General features: G+C 67.8%; 22 protein-coding genes. 13 read left to right on the forward strand and 9 right to left on the reverse strand.

The window, feature by feature from the left end; genetic code table 11:
- Positions 1-290: 290 nt before the first annotated feature.
- On the reverse strand, positions 291-539 hold the full coding sequence (locus tag ABZ154_RS11875; RefSeq protein ID WP_164364315.1) for a hypothetical protein: 249 nt from the start codon (positions 537-539) through the stop codon (positions 291-293).
- A 1,182-nt stretch (positions 540-1,721) separates the two neighbouring features.
- On the opposite strand from ABZ154_RS11875, the gene ABZ154_RS11880 reads away from it, so the two are divergent.
- The 3 genes from ABZ154_RS11880 (at position 1,722) to ABZ154_RS11890 (ending at position 5,710) form a co-directional block, all read left to right on the forward strand.
- Positions 1,722-2,402 carry a hypothetical protein gene (locus tag ABZ154_RS11880; RefSeq protein WP_356831455.1) on the forward strand — a complete coding sequence of 227 codons (681 nt, stop codon included), beginning with the start codon at positions 1,722-1,724 and terminating at the stop codon, positions 2,400-2,402.
- A gap of 65 nt (positions 2,403-2,467) precedes the next feature.
- Positions 2,468-3,889, forward strand: coding sequence for a transcriptional regulator (locus ABZ154_RS11885; RefSeq protein ID WP_356831457.1), 1,422 nt, complete (start codon positions 2,468-2,470; stop codon positions 3,887-3,889).
- Positions 3,890-5,710 (forward strand): SNF2-related protein, encoded by a 1,821-nt coding sequence (locus ABZ154_RS11890; RefSeq protein WP_356831459.1) that lies wholly within the window; start codon positions 3,890-3,892, stop codon positions 5,708-5,710.
- 27 nt (positions 5,711-5,737) lie between these two features.
- On the opposite strand, the gene ABZ154_RS11895 is transcribed toward ABZ154_RS11890, so the two are convergent.
- Positions 5,738-5,926 carry an AbrB/MazE/SpoVT family DNA-binding domain-containing protein gene (locus ABZ154_RS11895; RefSeq protein WP_356831461.1) on the reverse strand — a complete coding sequence of 63 codons (189 nt, stop codon included), beginning with the start codon at positions 5,924-5,926 and terminating at the stop codon, positions 5,738-5,740.
- A gap of 70 nt (positions 5,927-5,996) precedes the next feature.
- On the opposite strand from ABZ154_RS11895, the gene ABZ154_RS11900 reads away from it, so the two are divergent.
- Entirely contained in the window at positions 5,997-6,950 is a 954-nt protein-coding gene (locus ABZ154_RS11900) for a NaeI family type II restriction endonuclease (protein WP_356831463.1), read from the forward strand.
- Positions 6,947-7,459: a very short patch repair endonuclease gene (locus ABZ154_RS11905; protein WP_131544734.1), complete on the forward strand. Its 513-nt coding sequence runs from the start codon at positions 6,947-6,949 to the stop codon at positions 7,457-7,459. Before ABZ154_RS11900 ends, ABZ154_RS11905 begins: the two co-directional genes overlap by 4 nt.
- A 43-nt stretch (positions 7,460-7,502) precedes the next feature.
- On the opposite strand, the gene dcm is transcribed toward ABZ154_RS11905, so the two are convergent.
- The gene (gene dcm / locus ABZ154_RS11910; RefSeq protein ID WP_356831465.1) at positions 7,503-8,798 is read right to left on the reverse strand and encodes a DNA (cytosine-5-)-methyltransferase; all 1,296 of its coding nucleotides are present in this window, start codon (positions 8,796-8,798) and stop codon (positions 7,503-7,505) included.
- A 776-nt stretch (positions 8,799-9,574) separates the two neighbouring features.
- On the opposite strand from dcm, the gene ABZ154_RS11915 reads away from it, so the two are divergent.
- The gene (locus ABZ154_RS11915; protein ID WP_356831467.1) at positions 9,575-10,138 is read left to right on the forward strand and encodes an HD domain-containing protein; all 564 of its coding nucleotides are present in this window, start codon (positions 9,575-9,577) and stop codon (positions 10,136-10,138) included.
- Here the strand turns inward: ABZ154_RS11915 and ABZ154_RS11920 are convergent.
- Together ABZ154_RS11920 and ABZ154_RS11925 are read right to left on the reverse strand one after the other, a co-directional pair.
- On the reverse strand, positions 10,126-10,593 hold the full coding sequence (locus ABZ154_RS11920; RefSeq protein ID WP_007493464.1) for an NUDIX domain-containing protein: 468 nt from the start codon (positions 10,591-10,593) through the stop codon (positions 10,126-10,128). The genes ABZ154_RS11915 and ABZ154_RS11920 overlap by 13 nt on opposite strands.
- Positions 10,580-11,353, reverse strand: a complete 774-nt coding sequence (locus ABZ154_RS11925) for an XRE family transcriptional regulator (RefSeq protein ID WP_356831469.1) — start codon at positions 11,351-11,353, stop codon at positions 10,580-10,582. Before ABZ154_RS11925 ends, ABZ154_RS11920 begins: the two co-directional genes overlap by 14 nt.
- Before the next feature lie 96 nt (positions 11,354-11,449).
- On the opposite strand from ABZ154_RS11925, the gene ABZ154_RS11930 reads away from it, so the two are divergent.
- The 7 genes from ABZ154_RS11930 to ABZ154_RS11960 all read left to right on the forward strand — a co-directional run bounded on the left by ABZ154_RS11930 (position 11,450) and on the right by ABZ154_RS11960 (position 15,954).
- The gene (locus ABZ154_RS11930) at positions 11,450-12,142 is read left to right on the forward strand and encodes a haloacid dehalogenase-like hydrolase (RefSeq protein WP_356831471.1); all 693 of its coding nucleotides are present in this window, start codon (positions 11,450-11,452) and stop codon (positions 12,140-12,142) included.
- 105 nt (positions 12,143-12,247) lie between these two features.
- Entirely contained in the window at positions 12,248-13,150 is a 903-nt protein-coding gene (locus ABZ154_RS11935) for a radical SAM protein (RefSeq protein WP_356831473.1), read from the forward strand.
- Positions 13,151-13,211: 61 nt separating this feature from the next.
- A complete protein-coding gene (locus tag ABZ154_RS11940) occupies positions 13,212-13,784 on the forward strand; it encodes a hypothetical protein (RefSeq protein ID WP_356831475.1) in 573 nt (190 codons plus the stop codon).
- A complete protein-coding gene (locus ABZ154_RS11945; protein WP_128818216.1) occupies positions 13,702-14,364 on the forward strand; it encodes a class I SAM-dependent methyltransferase in 663 nt (220 codons plus the stop codon). Before ABZ154_RS11940 ends, ABZ154_RS11945 begins: the two co-directional genes overlap by 83 nt.
- Before the next feature lie 11 nt (positions 14,365-14,375).
- The gene (locus ABZ154_RS11950; protein WP_356831477.1) at positions 14,376-14,963 is read left to right on the forward strand and encodes a class IV adenylate cyclase; all 588 of its coding nucleotides are present in this window, start codon (positions 14,376-14,378) and stop codon (positions 14,961-14,963) included.
- Positions 14,964-14,982: 19 nt separating this feature from the next.
- Positions 14,983-15,357: a hypothetical protein gene (locus ABZ154_RS11955; protein WP_356831479.1), complete on the forward strand. Its 375-nt coding sequence runs from the start codon at positions 14,983-14,985 to the stop codon at positions 15,355-15,357.
- A 183-nt stretch (positions 15,358-15,540) separates the two neighbouring features.
- Positions 15,541-15,954 carry an NUDIX hydrolase gene (locus ABZ154_RS11960; protein WP_356831481.1) on the forward strand — a complete coding sequence of 138 codons (414 nt, stop codon included), beginning with the start codon at positions 15,541-15,543 and terminating at the stop codon, positions 15,952-15,954.
- Positions 15,955-16,059: 105 nt separating this feature from the next.
- Here ABZ154_RS11960 and ABZ154_RS11965 read toward each other — a convergent pair whose 3' ends face one another.
- The 4 genes from ABZ154_RS11965 to ABZ154_RS11980 form a co-directional block, all read right to left on the reverse strand.
- Positions 16,060-17,772, reverse strand: coding sequence for a mobilization protein (locus ABZ154_RS11965; protein WP_356831483.1), 1,713 nt, complete (start codon positions 17,770-17,772; stop codon positions 16,060-16,062).
- A complete protein-coding gene (locus ABZ154_RS11970) occupies positions 17,769-18,329 on the reverse strand; it encodes a MobC family plasmid mobilization relaxosome protein (protein WP_356831485.1) in 561 nt (186 codons plus the stop codon). The genes ABZ154_RS11965 and ABZ154_RS11970 overlap by 4 nt, the downstream gene beginning before the upstream one ends.
- Before the next feature lie 323 nt (positions 18,330-18,652).
- The gene (locus tag ABZ154_RS11975) at positions 18,653-19,507 is read right to left on the reverse strand and encodes a DUF2637 domain-containing protein (protein ID WP_356831487.1); all 855 of its coding nucleotides are present in this window, start codon (positions 19,505-19,507) and stop codon (positions 18,653-18,655) included.
- Between the two features lie 419 nt (positions 19,508-19,926).
- Entirely contained in the window at positions 19,927-21,225 is a 1,299-nt protein-coding gene (locus ABZ154_RS11980) for a DUF3631 domain-containing protein (RefSeq protein WP_356831489.1), read from the reverse strand.
- Positions 21,226-21,247 lie beyond the last annotated feature (22 nt).

Consider the following 21,247-nt stretch of genomic DNA (forward strand, 5'->3'; position numbering starts at 1 on the left):
GGTGTGACGCGCCATGCCCCGAGCAACAGAAACCCCAGGTCACGAGTTTATGTGACCTGGGGTTCGACTGAGCCGCCTTCGGGATTCGAACCCGAGACCTACGCATTACGAGGGCTGGTGGAATCGTGACAGCACCTGCCGACACATGCCGGCAGGTGCTGTTTCCGCAGGTCGCGGGCAGGCGGCACCCTCAAGCGCATCGCTGGATGCCGCCTGCTGCCGCACAGTCCGCTCACGCAATGCTCACGCGGCACAGGGCCCCGGGGCCTGCTGCCGGCAGGTCGGCGGCGTCAGCGGATGAAGAACCGCGCAGCGATGATCTGGATCGCGAGGGCACCGCCGGCGTAGGCGGCACCCTTGAGAGCCTGGACGGTGAGCGCCCAGCGGAGGAAGCGCAGCCGACTCAGGATCTTGCGCCACGAGCACCAGGCGATGAACCCGCCGGAACCGCCTTGGCGCACCCGGATCGCCTCGACGCGGCGCGTCCAGACAGCCTTGATCTTCCTGGCACCCTTGGCCAGGGGGGACGTATAATTCACAGGAGGGAACTCCTTCTCTTCTTTGATTCGAAGCAGGGCGTTTCCTTCAGGGGAGGTTGGACACGGTTCGGAAGCCTTTCGTCCGACCTCTCCTGCTTTTACTGGTACGGCGGCGCGCGACAACCGCCACCGAATGCCCGGCTACGAGAGCCCGGCGATTCGACAGTCACAGAGTAGCCCCTCCAGGGGTCGACAAATGCACCTGCGCCGCTCCATCTAATCCTAATCACACCCAAGAGCGGCAAGCGCGATCTTTACGGTATCCCGGCCCGTAGACTCCGCCGACCTCAGAAGTACCTCTATTTCAGGTTTCATCCGATTTCGACTCAGCTCTGACACCAGGGAGCCGCACTCGTCCTCGGGAAGTGTCGCACCGAGGTTCCACAGGAGGGCGGTCCGGGCCGCCAGGGGAAGTGCGGCAAGGGAATCCGGAATACCGCATTCCGGCTTGTCGGCAGCCGCGCTGTTGCGCCGGTCCCCCTCGGCAGGCTGGCTGCCTCCACTGTTGCGCCGGTCCCGCCCCGCGCGCCCGCCACCACATGAGCATGCGCTCGCGCAGTCGGCACAAGGCGAGCACCGCGCCATCAGCAAGAGGCGCTCTACGCGCGCGAGGTCCTCGCCCAGACGATCCGCCCCGGCGATCTGCGCAGATCGCACCAGCTGCCTCAAGACCAAGAGGACCTCGGGGCGGGGCAGCCTCCTCCCGTGCAGCCAGTGCGAGAGCAGGGAGGGTGAGACGCCGAGAGCCTGCGCCTTCTCAGCCATGGTCGCCCCAGGGAGGAACCGGGGCAGCACCTCCCGGAAAGCGAGCGCGAAAGCCTTCACCCCCTCCGTGGCCTCGTCCACGCAGGAGTTTTTGATCGATCCGAGTGACGGCATACAAAGGAGCCTCTCGCTCGCCGGAGACCACCAGGGTTTACGTGATCGCCAGAACCCTACCCCTTCCTTTCCGTGCCGCAGAGCCGTCCGACATTATTACGCGGGTGTATTTATGACAGCGGCTTCAATGTGCTCAAAAATGACCACTTAAGGGGCAAAACGGATCTTTACTCTGCCGGAAAGCGTAAAGATCCGAAACCACTAGAACCGGCGACGCCACTTGTGCTAATAATGGGTAGGAATCGTGGCCCGTGATGCGTCTTCAGGGCTGCACCCGGAAGTACGGCATGAAATGGAGGCACTATGACGCCGTCGTGGCGCGATGACAGCCTCGGAACGATGAAGCGGGTCGCCCTCTGGCTCGTGTCGGAGGTCGGCGAGGGGCAGCCCTTCACCAAGGAGGCGCTGCGCGACGCCTTCCCCGGGGTGTCCCAGGTGGATCGGCGCATGCGTGATCTCCGCGACTTCGGGTGGCGAATCGACACAAACAGGGAGGACGCGGACCTCGACTCCCACGAGCAGCGTTTCGTGAAGCGCGGCGACCCGGTATGGGAGCCCGGCCGAGCCACCCGGAAGACCGGCACCACAGCCATCGGCACAGGACGCCGACGTGAGGTCCTCCAGCAGGATGGCAACATGTGCCGTTCCTGCGGCATCGTTCCCGGCGAGACTTACGCCGGCACGTACGAAGCGGCACAGCTGGACATCGCGCGGCGTGAAGTTCTGAAGCCTGGCGGGTCCAAGGCCACTGAGCTGATCACCGAGTGCAAGCGGTGCCGCATCGGTGGCAGGGAACTGGTCGCGGACCTGGGCCGAGTCCTTGAGGAAGCCGCCGGACTCAGCTCCATCGAGCGCGAGGTACTGTCCGGCTGGATAGAAGCCGACGAGCGCCAGTTCAGCCGACTGGAGCAGCTCTGGAGCGACTACCGGTCCCTGCCCGAGGAGTCGCGCGCCCATTTGCGCAAAGAGCTGGGCGTCGACTGAGCATCCGGCAGGCGCGGAGGGCATTCGAAGCAGGACGAGCAGAGGCAGGAGCGAGGACAGCGGACATGGCCAAGGATTACGGGCTGCCGCCCAGGGCTGAGGAGAACCGGGCCACCGTTGAGGCCCGGCTGGCGGAGAGCGCGGCCGGCGGAGGCACCCGCGAGACGTTCACCGTCGAGTGGCGGGGCAAGCCGGAGCACCTCGAAGTGGTCGAGATGCAGGTCGGCGACCTCTACTACAACCCGGCCACCCATCGGATCCGAGCGCAGGCCGATCACGATCCCAAGAAGTCCGAGCTACTCGAAACGGACCCGTGGAACGCGGACGCTCAGCGGTACCTGGGGCGTCTGCTGCAGGTAGTTCCCGCCGATCCGGCGAAGACCGATCCCGCGTTCGACGAGCTCACCGCAAGTCTCAAGGAGTTCGGACAGACCGAGCCTGGGTTGATCACCCACGAGGGCGTCCTCGTCAACGGCAACACCCGGCGCGCCGCGCTCCTGGAGCTCCACGGTCCGAACCACCCCATGCGCGTGGCTGTGCTGCCCTCTTCATGCGACTGGCAGGACGTGGCCGCCGTCGAGCTCTCGCTGCAGCTGCGCAAGGAGCACCGGCGGGACTACTCCTACATCAACCGGCTCCTCGCCGTGGAAGAACTGGCCGATCAGGGCACCCCGCTCGCGGCGATCGCGACCACCTTCCGCACCACGGCTAAGCGGGTCCGGCAGGACCAGTGGGTGCTGTCCATCATCCGCCAATTGATCAAGCGCAGTGCGACCTCCGGCGAGCGACTGTCCCTGGTCGCGTTCGAAGAGCATGCGGAGAAGTTCCGCGAGCTGCATCGCGCCTACGAGAAGCAGTACGCCGTCAACCCCGAGCGGGCCGATCTGCTCGTGGAGAACCGCCTGGCCGCCATGCTCATGGGCTTCGCCAAGACAGACGTGCGCTTTATCGATGACAAGTTCCGTAACACGTACCTCTCGGAGAAGCTGCCAGACGGGTTGGCCCCCGACCCTGCTCCGTCCCACGGGGGTGTAGCGATCCCGGGCCTGGGGCGTGCGGTACAGGGCCCCAGCCCAGCCGTCTCAGCTGCCAGAGCCCTGACAGACGTCGTCCTCCACGCTCGGGCGGTCACCCAAGCCGGTAGCTCCGCACCGGCGGAGGTAGTCGCTGCGGCGCAGGACGAGGTCAGGCGCATGCACAAAGCGATGGACGAAGCCATCACCGACGCCGGCCGCGACGCCCGCATCACCAAGCGCAAGCAAGCCGCTCCTGCTCGCCTCGCAGACGCGAACCGCAGCATCGAGCAGTGCGTCACGGACCTGGTCCTGTCCCGCTCGCAGCGAAGCCTCGATGAAGAAGCCTTCGACGATGCCATCGTCGAACTGCGGAAGAGACTGGAGAAGCTGGCGATCGAAGCTCGGCGGACTGTTGGCGAGCCCGGCGACGGCTTGGCCTGGCTTCTCGAAGCTACAGAAAAGGCGCGCTGAGTGGGCAGCCAGCCCAGCCTGGTGATCGGCTTCGACCCCACACGCACCCAAGCGGCGCTCAGGACCGTGCCCGAGTGGCGCGGCGAGTTGGGGCAGATGATCGCCAGCTTCCCCAGCGGCCGGATGACCGACCGGCTGTCCGCCGCTGTCCCCCTGGACAGCTTCCTGGCCAGTATCGGCTCCCTAGCCGAATGGCCGCAGCCCGAGAGCGTGGTCTGGGAGGACGACTTCCGCCTCCTCGTCAGCGAGATGCTCGACACCGCGGAGACGGCGGATCGGCTGCTGAACGGCACGCCGGGCGAGGAGAGTGTTGCCCCGGATGACGTGCCAGCCCTGCTGGGCGATGCCTGGACAGGACCGCTCACCCCCTTCCAGCTCCGGGACATCGCCCGGCTGCTCTCGGTCGGCCACGGGGCCAACTTCAGCGTGCCGGGTGCCGGAAAGACCCGCACCTCGCTGGCCGTATTCTCGGCTCTGCGGGAGCAGGGCGCGGTCAACCGCATCCTGGTAGTCAGTCCGAAATCGGCCTACGAGGCGTGGCAACTGGAGGCGCAGGAGTGCTTCTCCTCGCCTCTGGACATACAGGTACTTGGCAAGTCGGTGCCTCCGGCAGCGGACATCCTCCTTCTCAACTACGAGCGGCTGGACCGTGCGCTCGCCGGCCTGTCGCAGTGGCTGAAAGCGGCCCCGACCATGCTCATCCTTGACGAGGCGCACCGCATGAAGCTCGGCGGCGCGGGTGTCTACGGCGCGGCCTGCATGGCGCTGGGCCCACTCAGCCGCGTGCGCATGATCCTTAGCGGCACCCCGGCGCCGAACGGGGCGAAGGATCTGGAGAACCTGCTGTCCTTCGTCTGGCCTGGCCACGGGCGACGCGTGGTCACCCAGGCGGTAGACGGTGGCGACCTAGCCCATGCAAGCCAGGTACTGCGCCCCCTCTACACCCGGACGACGAAGGCAGAGCTGGGGCTTCCGCCTGTCGACTTGCGCGTCCGCCCGCTCAGCATGCCCCCCCTGCACCGTGAGATCTACGACGCCTTGATCGGCAAGTTCTCTCCGCGTGCAGCGGCCGACCGGGGTGATTTCGAGGCATTCGGCAAGGCAGTCCTGCGTCTGCTCATGGCCGCGACGAGTCCAGCGCTCCTAGTCGGCGGCTCGACCCGCTACGAGCCGCTGAGCTTCCGCGTCCCGCCCTTGGATGTCCCGGAGGGGGACTCGCTTGCGGCCCTCCTCCACAAGCTCCCCGATTACGAGCTACCGCCCAAGTACACGGAGACATTGTCAATCGTCTCCGCCAATGCCGCGGCCGGCCGGAAGACCTTGGTGTGGACGGGCTTCGTCCGAAGCATCACGTCACTACAAGCGCTGCTCGCACCGTTCCAGCCCGCCGCAGTGCACGGGGGGACCCCCGACCGGGAGGAGGAGCTGCGCCGCTTCCGCGAGGATCCGGATTGCAGCGTCCTCATCTCCAACCCGGCGACCCTGGGCGAGGGCATCAGCCTCCACCAGGTCTGCCATGACGCCGTGTACGTCGACCGCGACTTCCAGGCAGGCCGGTTCCTCCAGAGCCTGGACCGCATCCATCGCCTTGGCCTCGCCCCGGACACGGAGACGCGGGTCACCGTCCTCACTGCAATGGGGAGTGTCGATGATGTCGTCTCCATGCGGCTCGCAGAGAAGCTGGAGTTCATGGGCAGCATCCTCGACGACCCCGAGGTGCAGCAGCTCGCTGACCCGGAGGACGAGGCCCCGCTGGCCGCAGGGATGAACTCAGCCGACGTCCAAGCGCTGCTGGAGCATCTCAGTGGGCGCCCGGCGTAGCGGGCACCGCAAGCGCTCCGGTACCCGTCAAAGCGTGCCCTCACCGAGAAGCCGCTCAATGGCGTCCGCTTCCCGCTGCAGCACGATACGGCCGTCGCCGTCGCTGAAAGCGAGAAGGCGGCTGCCTGCATCGAACCCTGCCTCCGCTAGGAGGCCGAGAGGGAGTACGACCTGCCCCTCATCACCGACCAAGAGTTCCGCTGGTTCGCGTATCACGCCTAGCAGTCTGCCAGCACCGCCCCGCAACCGACTGCCCCGGCGCATCCTGTGCCGATAGAGTCCCGCTGTGGACGGCGAAACGATCAGCGTGCAGGCACACCTGTGGCCAGTCAGTGAGAGCGACGACCCGGCCTTGGAGGCGGTGGCCGAGGAGATTCTTCGCGCGGACCCGGACGGCAGCCGGTTCGCTGGCGCGGTCCGCCGCAGCATCGACATGTTGCTGGACGGCCAGCACACCGGGCGCTTCCGCTGGGACCAGCTCTTCAAGACCGAGAAGGCCCACCTGGGGACCTTGATCGAGATCAATGTGCAGCGCGAGTTCGGCTTCGCGGACGGCGCCAGCATGGACTACTCGATCGTCGGGTCAGACGTCGACTGCAAGTACTCCCAGACCCTCGGCCAGTGGATGATCCCGCCCGAAGCCCACGGGCACCTGCTGCTCGTTGTCTGGGCCAGCGACGAGCAGTCCAAGTGGTCGGTGGGACTCGTACGGGCGTTGCCCGAGCGGCTCAACAACGGCGGCAACCGCGACGCTAAGAAGACACTGAACGCGGCCGGGCGGGCCGCAGTGCGATGGCTGTTCCGCGACGCGCCCCTCCAGGAGAACATGCTGCTGCGCCTCTCCCCGGCGGACATCACAGCTGTCTTCTCCCACAAGAGCGGCCAGCGCCGCGTGGACGAGCTGTTCCTCCGGGCGCAAGGGCGCCGGGTCAGCCGTAACGTCGTTGCTACGGTGGCTATGCAGGAGGACTACATGAAGCGCATCCGCTACAACGGCGGATCGCGCTCCAGGCTCCAGCGCCACGGAATAGTGATCTTGGGTCACTACACCCGCCACGGGCGCATTGCCGAAGCCTTGGGGCTGCCGGTTCCCGGCCCCGGTGAATCTGTCAGTGCCCGCCTGACCCCTGCACGGGCCCACCACGTAGGGGTCCCGACAGTAGAGCTGGACGGACAGGAGTGGGTCCTGGCCATGGCCGACGACCCCGAAGAGACAGTACCGAGACTGCCGGAAATATGAACGGACGCAGCGAACCCGGCGCGGTGCCGGAGTCGGGGACTCGGGCGGGACCGTGGGTCCCACCCGAGGGGTCGTGGGCTTCGTCAGCCGCAAACCGACGCAGCATGCTGGGCAACCGGAGCCGCGACACGGCTCCGGAACTACTGCTGCGGTCACTCGTCCACGCAGCGGGGCTGCGCTACCGGGTAGCGGCCAAGCCCTTGCCGAAGATGCGGCGCACAGCCGACATGGTCTTCCGCCCCGTAAAGGTAGCTGTCTTCATCGACGGATGTTTTTGGCACGGCTGCCCTGACCACTTCGTCATGCCGAAGACCAACCGTCCGTACTGGGAAGACAAGATCGGGCGGAATGTCCAGCGCGACCGGGACACCGACCAGCGCCTGGCGGACGAGGGCTGGCTCGTGATGCGCTTCTGGGAGCACCTCGATCCCGAGGCATGCGCCGAGACCGTTATTGACGCGGTGAAGTCTCGGCGGCAGGCGGCAGTTGGGTCGCGGCGGTCCCATTAGGCCCGGCGGACACCGCGCCCGCCTTCGAACACGCCCTTGGGGGTCAGCTGATCTTCGCCTGGTTCAGCGAGAAGAGCTCGTGTCGCTGGTGCCCCTCCTGGCCGACGAACGCCTTGAATTCGCCGAGGCTGTACGCGTACGTGCCGCCGGAACGCTGCTCCCTCCGGATCTCGAAGTCCCTTTCGAGATGCGCAATGTGCCGCTCGACCTCGGGTTCAGACAGTCGCTTGCCCGCCTTCTCCAAGCGGCCGATGATCTGGGTGATACCGATGAACCTCTGCTTCTCGGCCTCCGCGCGGAGCAGTTTGTACACAGGGTCGTGCACCGTCTCGGTGTCCTCGACCAACGCCGCCGGGACACCCTTCTTGTTCAGCGCGCGGGCGATAGACCGGCCGATGGCCTCAGCCACAGGCGGAGGGAAAGCATTCCCGACCTGACGGTACTGGCTGGTCTTCCTCCCTGCGAAGACCCACTTGTCCTCGGGCTTCCATCCCTGGATGCGGGAGACCATCTCTACCGTGAGCTTCGGCCCGGGCTTCCCCTCGGCAGGCTCCCAGTCCTCGCCGGGCGCTTCGTCCGCCACACCATGAGCATCGACCCCGAGCTTCGCCCAGGCCGCCTTGGCACGGGTAGGCCCCAGGTCCGCCCCGCCGTGCTTTTTGGAACCACCGACGATGGTCGGCGCAATGTCGTTAGCACCCTCAGCCCACTTCTCAGCGCCTTTCCAGCCGCGGGCGGCCATGAGGTCGTAGAGCGTCTCGCCGACCTTCCGACGCTCGCCTTCCAGAGGCTTCGGCCAGGCAAAATAGGGTGCGTACTCGCGCTGGAGCGCCACAAGGACGAACCGCGGGCGCAGCTGCGGTACGCCGAAGTCCGCAGCGTGGAAGAGCTCCCACTGCGCTACGTAGCCAGCGTCTTGCAGCGTGTCCAGGACGTTCTGTCGGTAGGCTGCGAAACGGTTCGCGCTGAGCCCTCGCACGTTCTCCAGGAGGAGGGCCTTGGGCCTCACCCTCTCAGCGAGACCGACAGCCCAAGCGAACAGGTCTCGCTCGTCAGCAGCGCCAAGCTGCTTGCCTGCAATAGTGAAGGGCGGGCAGGGCACGCCACCGGCAATCAGGTCGGGGGTGCCGTGCTCGGTACAGAACTCCTCAGGGTCCCAAACCGACCGGTCGGCCACGTCCCCGGTGCGTACATCGCAGCCCGGCATGTTGCTTTTCAGGGTTTCCGCGGCCCTTGGATCGAGCTCCACGGCAACAGCGTGCTCGAATCCGGCGCGCTCCAACCCCAGAGCCTGCCCGCCAGCACCTGCGCAGATCTCGGCAACCTGAAGCTTGGCCATTCGTCCTCCATACGTGCGCACCGCCCGCCGCGCGCTCGGCTGCACTCGCGACGGACCGGACTCGAACACGTTAGCGAGTCCGTCTCCGCTCACGAACATCCCAGCAAGATCGCAACAAGTCCACTGGGTCGGGGCAGGAACAGCTGAGCTGACCGCGAACGCGGTCAGCGAGGTGGCCTATATTAGTTCGCCGGCATCAGCCCGTGCGGTTATCCACAGGCCCCGCTCCACGAAAAGGGACGAACGTCTCATCGATAGGCAAATCCCTGGCTGATGCGGAGCCGGTGCGGCGGCCTGGGCAATTCGGACACCGAGCGTAGCCACTGATGCTGTTTACAGGCCCCACGACCGCAAGACCTCGCCGGGCTGCCCCTGTCACGCGTTCATGGTTCCGACCAGCTGCAGGCCGGAAACTCCCCAGCGGTGCTAGCCGCGGCCCACCATGCGCTACACATTCGGCTGTGGTTACGCAGGGGCTTACCCGCGCACGTCCCGAGCATGGGCTGCTGAACGGTGAAATGAGCGAGCGCGGCGGCCGAGGCTGAGTTGGGCGGCTGCTTCCTCGCTGTTGGTCGCACTTGTTGGGGGTCCCACAATGGGCAGCCGACGTGGCTGGGCTAGTGGGAAAGGAAGGAGAGGTCGTAGGTGGCGCCCCTCCGGTCATGCGTCGAGGCACGAAGATGAGAACGGCGGGTCGGGGCGCAGGCGGAAAACGTACGCGGTAGTCATCGAATGCGGTGGCTTGGGCCGACCGCACCCTGGGCAGAGAGCCAGACATGGGCGATCTCATCGGGGACTGGGCGACGCACATCACGAGGGCCGAACTCAGCTGCACACTTCCACGGAGGTGGGCGCATACACAGGGAGTGGCCGACCGCGCCGCCGAAGTAGGCCAGGTCCTCAACCAAGACGCCAGTCTTCTTGTCGCCGCCGCCATGCTGCACGACATTGGGTATGCGCCGCGCCTGGCGGTGACGGGTTTCCATCCGCTGGACGGAGCCCGGTTCCTTCGGGACGAGCACAGGGCCGACCAGCGGCTGGTGCGGTTGGTCGCGAACCACTCGTTTGCGCTTCTTGAGGCCGAGGAGCGGGGGTTGCGCGAGGAGCTCGCGACGGAGTTCCCCTTGCTCGACGAGCGGCTGCTGGTGGACGCCCTCGTGTACTGCGACATGACCACGACGCCCGACGGCGACCGAACCACCGCGCAGGACCGGGTCGCGGAGATCCGCAGCCGCTACGGGGACGACAGCGTGGTCGGGCGGTTCATCCGCCGGGCGGCACCGGAGATCTTTGCCTCCGTGGAGCGGGTGGAAGCCGCCCTGGCGGCTCAGCCGAGGTAAGGGTAGGTACCGGCCAGGTAGTCCCCGATCTGCTGGCGCATGCTCGGGTGGATGTCGTACTGGTCGAGGTCGGCCGGCTGGACGAAGCGGACGCCGTCGGCCTCCTCGTTGATCGTGGGCACTCCGCCGACAGGCCGGCCGATATAGGTGTTCTCGTACTGCTGGCGAATCTCGCCATCGGTGTACGCGACGATGTGGTTCGGGTTGGTGTAGACACCGAGGAACCCGGTGAGCTCCGCGATGATCCCGGTCTCCTCCAAGCACTCGCGCACCGCGCACTCGGCCGCGGTCTCGCCGATGTCCTGGGCTCCGCCGGGGAGAGCCCACTGGCCGGTGTCGCGGCGCCGCTGGAGGAGGATGGCGCCCGTCTCGTCGGCGACGAGCAGGTTGCTGGCCGGAATGAGGGTGTTCGCCTTCGGAGCAGACGGGTCGTTGTAGTACTCAGTCCTGCCCATGGTCGGCGGTCCTCTCCTGGTCGGGTGCCCATTGTCTCGCTGCGGCCCAGACAGCGTCGAAGCTTTCAGCGTAGTTGTCGAACCACCCTGTATCGCCTGCCCTCTTGAGGTGCAGGAGGGGGTTGGCGCTGGCCGGTTGACCCCAGATGTGTGGATTGACGAGCAGGTTGTCGTCGTAGCGGAACATGGACGTGTAGAGGGTGGTGTCGTGCAGTCTTACGTCGCACCCGGCCTCGCCCAGCAGCGGACGGTAGTACGTCAGTGAAGCGCGGATCTTGGCGGCGAGGGTGTCGCCGATTCCCTCCTCGCGGCCCCGTACGGCGACTGCCTGTCCACCGGGATCGCCGAAGCACAGGCGCACCCGCACGCCGTCGGCGGCGCGCTCGGAGAGCATCTTGGCGACGTGAGGGTTGGACTGGGCGAAGAAGGTGCCGGAGAAGACGAGGACGCCGATCTCGTGCCGAGCCTCTCGCAGCAGTGCGAGCCATACGTCCCGGGGAACGCTGGCCCGGTTCTGGTAGGTGCCGACCAGCTCGGTGCCTAACCCGTCCCTCGGCCGGCCTGGACGCTTGGACGGCTCGGGCCAGAGAAAGGTCTCCTCGACGCGCAGGTGTCGCGCGACGCGGAAGCGGTGCCGTGCATGGGGAATCCGTCCGCCCAGCCATCGGCTGACCGTCTTGGGGTCCACCTCGCAGATCTCGGCGAGTGCATCGGGCGAGACGCCGCGTTGGCCGAGCACGGTGCGCAGTCGGTTGTTCACAGCAGCCATCGAATCGGCACGGGGCGTGATCGCGCAAGGACGTTTTGGGACGCAGTCCGCTGTAGTGGAACCTCGCGGACTGCCTACTCTGGCGGCATGGAGCTCTTCGTCCTGTGGGACATCGACCACACCCTCATCGAGAACGCGGGGGTCAGCAAGGAGATCTACGCCGCTGCCTTTCGTGCCCTCTCAGGTCGGGAGCCCACGGAGCCCGCGCGTACTGAGGGGCGTACGGATCGGCTGATCATGCGCGACATGTTCGTCCGCGAAGGGCTACCCGTGCCCGACTGGCCCTTCGTCGAGACGGCGCTCGCCCAGGCGGGGGAGGCGCGCCTGGAGGAGCTGCGCAGGCGTGGGACCGCCCTGCCCGGTGTGCACGACGCCCTGAAAGCCGCCTCGGCTCAGACCGGTTGGGTCTCCTCCGTGCTCACCGGCAACATCTCCGCCAACGCCCGTGTGAAGCTTGCCGCGTTCGGGCTCGACTCCTTGCTTGATCTACCGGTTGGCGCCTACGGAGCGGACGCCGAACTCCGCCCCCACCTGGTCGCTGTCGCCCGCGAGCGCGCTCAACGGCTTCATGGTGTTGCGGCCGACATCCCCACCGTCCTCGTGGGGGACACCCCTCGTGACGTGGAGGCGGCTCTGACCACAGGCTCCGGCGTCCTCGCCGTCGCCTCCGGAATCCACACCCAGGAGGAACTGACCGCCGCTGGAGCCGTCGAAGTCCTGCCCGACCTGTCGGACACGAAGCGTGTCCTCGGCATCCTGGAGTCCTTCGCAGGTCACTGAAAACGTCCCAGGACGTCCTTGGACCGTCCCCGAACGCGGTGTCGAGGTCCCCGAGCAGAAGGCCACTATCAGGCTCCCACCAGGCAACCAGCCGAAGGAGCCGACGTGATCGAGGAAGTCACCGGGATCAAGAAGATCCGCATGCTGTACCTGCAGCTGCTCTACCGCTGCAACTTCACGTGCCTGCACTGCTTCCACGGCAAGCGGCTCCAGTACGCCGACGCCTTCACCGCCGACGAAGCCGCGGACCTTCTCACCCTGATGCGGGACCAGTACGGCACCGAGGCCGTGACCCTGCTCGGCGGAGAACCCTTCGTCCACCGGGACCTCGCGCAGGTCGTCCGCCACGCCAAGGAGGAACTGGGCCTGCGCGTCGAGATCTGCACCAACGGGTACCGGATCGAGCGCCGTCTGACCGAGATCGCCCCCTCCCTGGACCTGCTCAGGGTTTCGCTGGAGGGCGTCGGGTCGACCAACGACGGCATCCGAAAGCAGGGCAGCTACCAGAGCGCCCTGGAGGCGCTCCGGCTGGCTCGGGATCTCGGCGTTCCGACCGGTGCGACCATGACCGTCACCTCGCGGAACATCGCCGAAGTCCTGCCCCTCGGACGGGCCTTGGCGGAACTCGGGGTCCGGCAGCTCAAGCTCCACCACCTGCGGCCGGTCGGCAACGCCGCCGATCATCCCGAGCTGCTGGTCACCTCCCCTTCCGCCTACGGCCGGCTCCGGGACGAGCTGGCGTCAGCCGATCTGCCCTTGGAGGTGATCGTCGACGAGGACCTCTCCGAGGACGGTGCCCCGCAGGTGTGCGCCCCCTCCGACGGTCCTCGCGAAATCGACCGCATCGAGGTCGACCCGCGCGGTGCGCTGACCATGTCCTGCAAGGCCGTCGGTAAGGACGCGCACGCCTTCTGGTACGAGAAGGCGGCAGGACGCATCGTCCACAAGCCCTCGTCCGTCGACGAGCTCACCCTCGCGGTACCGGACGTGGTGTACGGCCGTGCCTGATCACCCGCGCTTCGAGAGCCTGGAGGGATTACGCGGCACCGGCAAATCCACTCTGGCGCCCATGCTCGCCGCCGCCCGGCAGGCCGTCCTCGTCGCTACCGTCCCGCTGCCCTACCAGCCGCTCAGACAGGCGTTGGACGAGCGGACGAACGTAGAGGCACGGATGTGCTTCTACCTCTCGGGCCTGTTCACCGCGGCCGAGGAGATCCAGCACCACCTCGACGCCGGCGTCCCGGTCGTCGTCGAGAGCTACTTCGCCCGGTGCCTCACCACTCACCGGGCCTTGGGATCGCGGCTCGGTGTCACCCTGCCGAGTTGGCTGCCGACACCTGCTACGTACCACCTCCTCTGCGACGACGACGAGAGACAGCGTCGACTCGCTGGGCGGAACAAGCCGGTGTCGCGGTGGGACTCACTGATCGAGACCGCTACGGACCGAGTGACGGACGCCTACGCATCGTTCCCGATGCATCGCGTCGACACCACGGGGCGCAGCCCCGACGAGGTCCTCCGAGTGATCATGAAGACCGAGACGCAAGGAGCGCACCCCCATGCAGACTCAGAGCCTGTGGGAGCACACCCTCACGTTCTTCCCGCAGTTCCTCGCCACACTGCGGGAACGTGTCGCCCCTGACGCCACCGTCGCCGTGGTCGGCGCGAGCGACGGCAAGTTCGTCCTGCCCCTCGCCGCCGCCGGCTACCGCGTCGTCGCCGTCGAACGTGACGCGGTCGCCCTCCATGGGGGCGACGTCCACCTCCCGGGTGACAGCCAGGCCCACGCGTTGGGACTGATCGATCGACTGAAGCTCGAAGAACTCCACGAACGCGTCGAGGTCGTTGAGGACGACTTCCTGGACGGTGAACCTCTGGGCCTGCAGTGCGACGCGGTCTGGACGAGCTGCTCGTGGCACTACAGTGCCAACCACCACCGCCCGCTCGGCGAGTTCGTCGACCGCATGCAGCGCCTGGTCCGCCCGGGCGGTGTGTTCGGCGCGGAGTTCATGATGCCCGTCGAAAGACGCCACCACATGATCGAGCACTACACCTCCCCGGAACGCCTTCACCCCCACTTCATCGGCGACTGGGAGGTACTGCTCACTCTGCGCACCACCGAGTTCACCGAGCGGCCCCACGTCGGCCAGCTGCACGACCACACCCACCGCATGGGCCTGCTGCTCGCGGCCCGGACGTCCACCCTCACCGACCACTTCTGAGAGAAGGCCCCATGAAGCACGAGTACGAGGCGAAGTTCCTGGCCGTGGACGTCGCCGACCTCCAGACCAAGCTGAGCGCCCTCGGTGCCGTCCAGGCGTTCCCCCGCACGCTCCTCACCCGCAAGATCTTCGAGAACGACTCCCTTGACGGCGGGGCCTGGATTCGGCTGCGGGACGAGGGCACCCGCTCGACGCTCACCCTCAAGCAGGTCACCGACGCCACGACGATCGACGGCACCAAGGAGATCGAAACCGAGGTCACCGACCTGCACGCCATGGCCGACATCCTGCGCCGGGTCGGCCTCACCGAGGTCCGGTACCAGGAGAACTACCGCGAGGAATGGCGCCTGGGCGAGGTCGCCTTCGACTTCGACAGCTGGCCGGACCTTCCCACCTTTCTGGAGATCGAAGGACCCGACGAGGCATCCGTGCGCCAGGCCGCCGCGCTGCTGGACCTCGACTACTCCGAGGCCCGGTTCGGCAGCGTAGACGAGATCTACAAGAGCGAGTCCGGCCGCGACATCCTCGCCGAGCCCACGCTCCTGTTCTCCGAAGCCGAGAAGCAGAAAGACGCTTCTCCTGCGACTCAGGACCGTTGATCACGGAGGGAGACGAGCGATGCTGACGGAAGTCGCCCTACAGCACAGGGTGATCCCCGGGATTGCCGAGTTCGCCCGAGGAGGACTACCCGCACCGGCGGCCACCGACGACGGCAACGAGTGGGTCGACGGACTCTGCTGGCTCTACTGCGGGCAGCGGTGGACGCGCGTCCTGTGGATCGGCCCCGCCAGAGTCGCCGGGGCCCAAGCCCCGATGTACGCGTGCGGCGCCTGCATCGGCGAGCTGCAGGAACGGGTCTGGCAATCCTTCTTCAACGAGAGCCGCCCGGCCGGCTCCACCCGGCCGAGCGAATCCGCCGAGGAGGGGCAGTCGACCCCCGGCAGGAGAACCGGCAAGCATCGGGGCCAGAGCAGGCTCTTCCGCCGTAGTTAAGCCCCCGCCCCGGTCACGCTGGTGCCCGCTGTCCCCCGCAGCGAGAGCCCGTGGCCGGGGCGGGTCATTGGCGTGCGCGCCTTCGGCGGAAGCCCCGAGACGAACGGCCTGACAACACAGCGACCGTTTCACGTCCACCGATACGGTCTTCCCACCCACCCCGGGCCTCTTGGAGGAGCAGTCGTGAAGCAGCAGACCACGGACGAGCGGCCGGGCATCGCTGCCGCCATCGTCGTTCACGAGGGCCGCGTGCTCATGGTCCGCCGCCGGGTGAGCGAGGGGCAGCTCTCCTGGCAGTTCCCCGCCGGGGAGGTCGAGCTCGGCGAGGAACGTGAGGCCGCCGCCGTACGGGAAACCCAGGAGGAGACAGGGCTGACCGTGGAAGCGGTCAAGCTGCTCGGCGAGCGCGTTCACCCCAAGACGGGCCGCCTCATGTCCTACACCGCCTGCCAGATCCTGGGCGGTACAGCTCACGTCGCCGATACCGAGGAGCTTGCCGAGCTTGCCTGGGTATCCCATGGCGACATCCCGGAGTATGTGCCGTACGGGCTGTTCGAGCCGGTGCAGGACTACCTCGACGGGACCTTGTCCGCGTAGACCGCTCCAAGTTCCGGCGGGGAACTGCGGGAGAGCACCAAGGCTCCACCACCTACTGGATCTTGTCTGGATGCAGGACTTCCGAGCCAAGGAACGCCTCTTGCCTCACAGACGTGGACGGTGCTTCTGTTCCGCCGGGACCGCCGACCGTGCGGGCTCAGCCACACCGGCCGATAGTGCAGTCGCGGACAGTCGCATGGTCGTAGTCCTGCGAGCCGCCTCGGCACGGGGGTTGGGTGCGGGGTTGCGGCTGGTGTGCTGGATGCGGGTGATCAGGACGCGGGCGGGTTGGCGAGCGGTGGTGAGTTCGCGCTGAGCGGCGGCTTCCTTGAGGAGCTGGTGGGGCTTGTGGCCGCCGGCTTCGGCGTCGGCGAGGACGGTGGCGAGGGCCGGCCAGGCGGGGTCGGTGAGGATGCGGTCGGCGTGGTCGGGGACGGCGGCCCGGACGTCGTGGGCCAGGGTTCGGCTGGCCTGATCGCTCGGGTGGCGAGCGGCGAGGTTGTCGATGACCGGGGCGAGGGCGTGGTCTGCGGCGTTGTGTAGGTGGTGGAGGGTCTGGCGGGCGGCTTTGGCCTGGTGGGTGTGGTTCTTCTCCTCGTGCCAGTGGGCGGCGATGATTGTGGCCCAGACGAGGGCGGCGAGCAGGGCGGCGAAGGTGCTGCCGTCGGGGCCGGTGGCGGTGTAGGCGATGTCGCGGGCTGCACGGCGCAGGGTATGGGCGGCCTGGTGCTCGGCTCGGATCTGGGAGCGCTGGGCGCGGGCGAATGTCTTTGCTGCGGCGCGTAGTTCGGCTCGGGAGTGGTCAGGGGCTTTCTGTGCGGTGGCCTCGATGAGTTCGCCGAGCGCCGTGATGTGGGCCTGGGTGTGGGTGTCGTCGGTCGTGCCCTGGTGGAGGGTGTCGAGGGCGTCGGTGACCTGGTGCCAGGGGGTGGTGGGGCGCTGTCGGCGTGCGGTGGGGTGTTCTTCGGGTGCGGTGGTTTCCAGACGGGCCTTGAGCTTGGGGAGGGTGAGGTCGGGGGCGATCCTTCCGCCGGGGTGGAAGATCTGTTTCCCGTCCTTGTTGAGGTCGCCGGGGCGGCCTGCGGCGTAGCCGAGGAGGTCTCCGGACGGTCCGCGGCGGGGTTTGATCGCGATGCCGTCGGCTTCGAGGTAGGCGAGGAGTTCCTCGGCGTTGCTGGCGTGGGGGATGGCGGCGCGGATGCGGTCCTGGAGCCAGTCGCCGCTGGTCTGGTCCCAGCCGAGGCGTTGGGCCTTGTGCATCTCGGCTTGGGTGGGGCGCTTTCCGGCGGTGCGGTCGCTCTTCTTCAGTTGGCGCAGGCCGTAGTCCGTCTCGATCTGGCGGCAGGCGTCGCCGACGCGGATGCCGCTGCCGTGGAGCTTGGGGCGGCGGCCGTCTTCGCGGACGGTGGTGGCGAGGATGTGGATGTGGTCGTCCGCGTGGCGTACGGCGATCCACCGGCAGCCGAGGTCGTCGCCGGGCGGGGCGATGCCTGCGGCTTCGACGATGCGCTGGGCGATGTCGGCCCACTCGGTATCGGAGAGGTGCCGGTCTTCGGGGGCTGCGCGGACGGGGCAGTGCCAGACGTGCTCGGTGATCTTCTTCCCGAACTCGCTGTTCCGGAGATGCACCGGCTCGTCGAGGTGGTGGGCGAGCTGGGTGAGGGTGGCGTCCGGGTTCCGGCCGGGGTCGGGTATACCGAGCATCGCGAAGCCCGTGACGATGTGCGGGTCGAGGTGCTCGTCGTGGCGGCCGGGACCGTAGAGGTAGGCGAGCAGGCCACGGGTGTTGGACCCGGCCGGTTTGATGGCGGCTATCACGCGGCCTGCTCCTTCTCCGCCTCGACGGGTTCACACAGGGCCCCTGCGATCAGGTCCAGCAGGTGGTGGAGCTCGTCGAGACGGTGACGTACGTCGGGTGGGGTGAGGTCGCTGTTGAGGGCTCGGGCGATCTGGTTGACGTTGACGCCGATCCGGTTGAGCTCGCGCAGTACCTGGGCGCGGAACATGTGGGTGCGGCGGCGGTCCTCGGACAGCGGCAGGTTCGCGGTGAACCGGCCGGTGATGAAGGCGAGGGCGATGTCCGCGGTGAAGCCGGATTCCCCTTTGTAGCCGTGCTCGGCTGCGGCCTCCTGGAGCGCGGCGTGCTCGTCGCCGGTGAAGCGCAGCGGTCCGACACGGACGGTCCGCTTGGTGCCGGTGAAGCGGCGGATCGTCGGCTGCACGCTCTGCGGTGCTCGTTCGCCGACTGTCGGTTCGGTGGCGGGTGCGGGGCTAAGGATCTGCTGCTGGACGGCGTGGAGCTCGTCCTGGTCGGAGCCGCCCTCGGCCCCGACCTCCCGGCCAAGCGCCCCCTGGCGCTGGGCCGACTCCGCCACCCCCGGGGCGGAGATCCCCGAAGACCGGCCTTGAGTCGGACTCGGGGTACTACTGGCTCCGCCCGGGGCAGCCCGCCCGAACGCCCGACGCAGTCGGGACAGCAGCGTACGGGGCTGTGCCGAGGCGGGCGGCTCAGCGGAGGTGTCGTCAGGTAGGTATTGGCTGTGCTGCATGGAAGTTGCTCCAGATGCGGCTCGGCGGACAGGATCACGACGACCCGGTGGCGCGAGCCATCGCGTTGTCACGGGTGTGGGGATCTACGGGGCGACCGGCGTGTGCTCGGGTGACCGGAAGGGTTCCGGTCACCCGAGCACGCGAGGCGTCAGCCTCCGGAGACCTTGATGCCAGCGGCTTCGAGTTCCGGCCGGAGCGACTCCATGACTTCGGTCTGCCGCGCGCTTCCGATCGTCAAGTTCCGTTCCTTCACGGCATCTCGCAGCAGACCACGCGTGAGTTTGCCGTGCTGGCGACCGGCGGCTCGGCCGATGGCCTTCAGTTCTTCGATGGTCGCCTTCGGAGGACGGCCGCCGACTGGTTTGGCCTTCGGCACCGGAGACGTGGATTCCGTCCGCTCCTCGCCAGAAGCTTGCGGAACCTCGGCGGCAGCGTCCTGCCGCCGGCCCTCGCCGTGCTCACCGGCCGGCCGGTTCCGCACAGCTACGGAGCCGATACCGGATGGGGCATCGGTTGGTGCCACATGCTGGTGGATCTGTCGCATCAGCACGCCGAACGCGACCATCGCGGCGGCCGGAGGGACGGCAGCGACCACGTAGTCGAGGAGCGGAACGCTGCGCTCGCTGTCCGCGCCGCTGACCCCAGCGACGTTCAGTGCAATAGAGCCGACCGATCCGGCAGCGGTCACGGCGACCGCCCAGAGGTCGGTCGTACGCCGGAGCGCAGCCCGCAGCATGAGCAGTTCACCGGCGACGATGAACGCGTCCAGGGTGGCGGGCCAGGCCCATCGGCGGATGGGGGATGCGCCAAGCCCGTGCTGGCCTGCGACGTCGGCGAGGTGCGCGTAGGACAGCCAGAACGCTCCGGCTGTCAGAACCACGATGACGATGCCGGCCGCGCCGAGCACGAGCCGCTCTGCGTCGGCACGCTGCGGGTGCTGCCCTTCGGCTGGGACGTCATCTCGTGTCTGCGGCGATGACGTGGTGAGGTGCAGGGCGGTCAAGCGGGAATCTCCTTGGGGGTAGTGGGTGAGGGGCGTCTTTGCCGTCTTGTGCGTTGCACGTGCAGGTCAGCGCGGTACGGCAGCGCGCCTGACGTGCCGTCTTGGCGGGAAGCTCTGGCGTCTTGTCCCGACTCGGGACAGGGGCGAGGCGGATCCGCCCCGGCTCCTGTCCGGGCGCCTGCATCCGCTGGGACGGCCGGTCGCGGCAGGCGTCCCAGCGAGCAGGACTGTGACCTGCTGCGATACGGCGAAGACGCCTGGGACGGGGCAAGACGGATCTGGACGCCGTCCCCCTGCTGGCTGCACGTGCTCAGGCGCGTGCGCTGCCGTCTTGCCCTCGGCTGCCGTCTTGCTGCTGTGGTGCCCTGACCTGCACGATCACGGCAGGGACGGCACGTACGGCAACCAGGGAGGTGGGGTCAGCTTTCGCCGCGCCGAGCGTCGACCGGGTGGACGGTCGGGCAGTACCGCCGCCAGGCGTCCAGGAACTTGTTGCGCGTGTAGCCCTTGCGCTGAGTGCGGTCGGCCATGCGCACGTTGCCGGGCCGGATGTCGTAGTCGCGCAGCATCCCGCTGAGCTCCCGGGAGGTCAGGCCGTAGCGTCCACGCTCTCCCCACGGGGCTTCGGCGTCCGCGTTCAGGTGGTGCAGGAGGTCTTCGGTGGAGAGGCTGTCAGCCTCCCGCTGCGCGAAGAAGACTCGTCGGATGTCAGCGAGGATCCGCGCCCCACTCGGGTGGTCCTCCTCGGCTGCCACCTCGGCCGCGACCATCCGTGCGCACGCGATCCGCGCAAGCCGTGGCCAGCGACCGCCGGCCAGGTCCGCGATGATCACCAGAGGCTCCCAGGTGTCGGCGGCTCGATCCTCGACCGGCATCTCCGGCTCCAGGCTCGCAGCGTCCTCCAGTAGCGGGAGGGCCCAGGCACGGATACGGTCGCGCAGTTCGTGCAGGGCCGGGATGTCGCGTCGCGAGCGGAAGGGTTTGACCTTCTCGCCCTCGGCCCTGCGGCGCATACGGATGACGACGGATCGATCCATGACGGTGTCCGGTAGGTCACCGATCCCCGCGATGGCTGCCATGGCGAAGGTGGCGAACTTGTGCGGAGTGTGGTCGTTGCCGACGACCCGGGTGACGTACCGGCCGCGCTGGTGGCCGGCGTTGAGGAGTCCGCGTGTCTCCTCGTTCTTCTCCGCGACCTTGGGGCCGAAGATGGTGTCGGCCTCGTCCACCAGCAGCGTCGGTGGCTCCTCCTCGTTGATCGAGCGGAAGATGGCCGCTGGTGTGGTGTTGATGGTGAGCATCGGCTCGTGGACCGTCTCGGTCAGCACGTCCAGGAGCCGGGACTTCCCGCACCGTTTCGCAGGTCCCACCACTGCCAGCCGTGGGGCGTGCTGCCAGGCGGGCTGGAGCTGCGTCGCCGCCACCCAGAGGGTGGTCGCGTCCAGCGCCTCGGGAGAGGGCGGAATCACGAACTGGGCTATCTGGGAGCGCAGTTCGTCCAGCAGATCGGAGCCTGGCGTCGGCTCCGTGTCGGGAATGGTCTCCAGGCTCCTTGCCGGGTCCGCCTCGCTGCCGTCAGCCGGACCATCGTGCATCTCCGCTGTGGCATGGGCGGCCTGGGCCGGACCCAGATGGGCGCCGGGCCGGCCGGGGATGGCCGTGGCGGGCCAGGCCGCTCGGGCGGGGGTGGAATAGGAGTCGGGGTTTTCGGGTTGCACTGGGCGGCTCCTCGTCTGGCGG

Origin of the sequence: Streptomyces sp. NPDC006261 (assembly GCF_040613515.1) — a bacterium.
GTDB lineage: Bacteria > Actinomycetota > Actinomycetes > Streptomycetales > Streptomycetaceae > Streptomyces.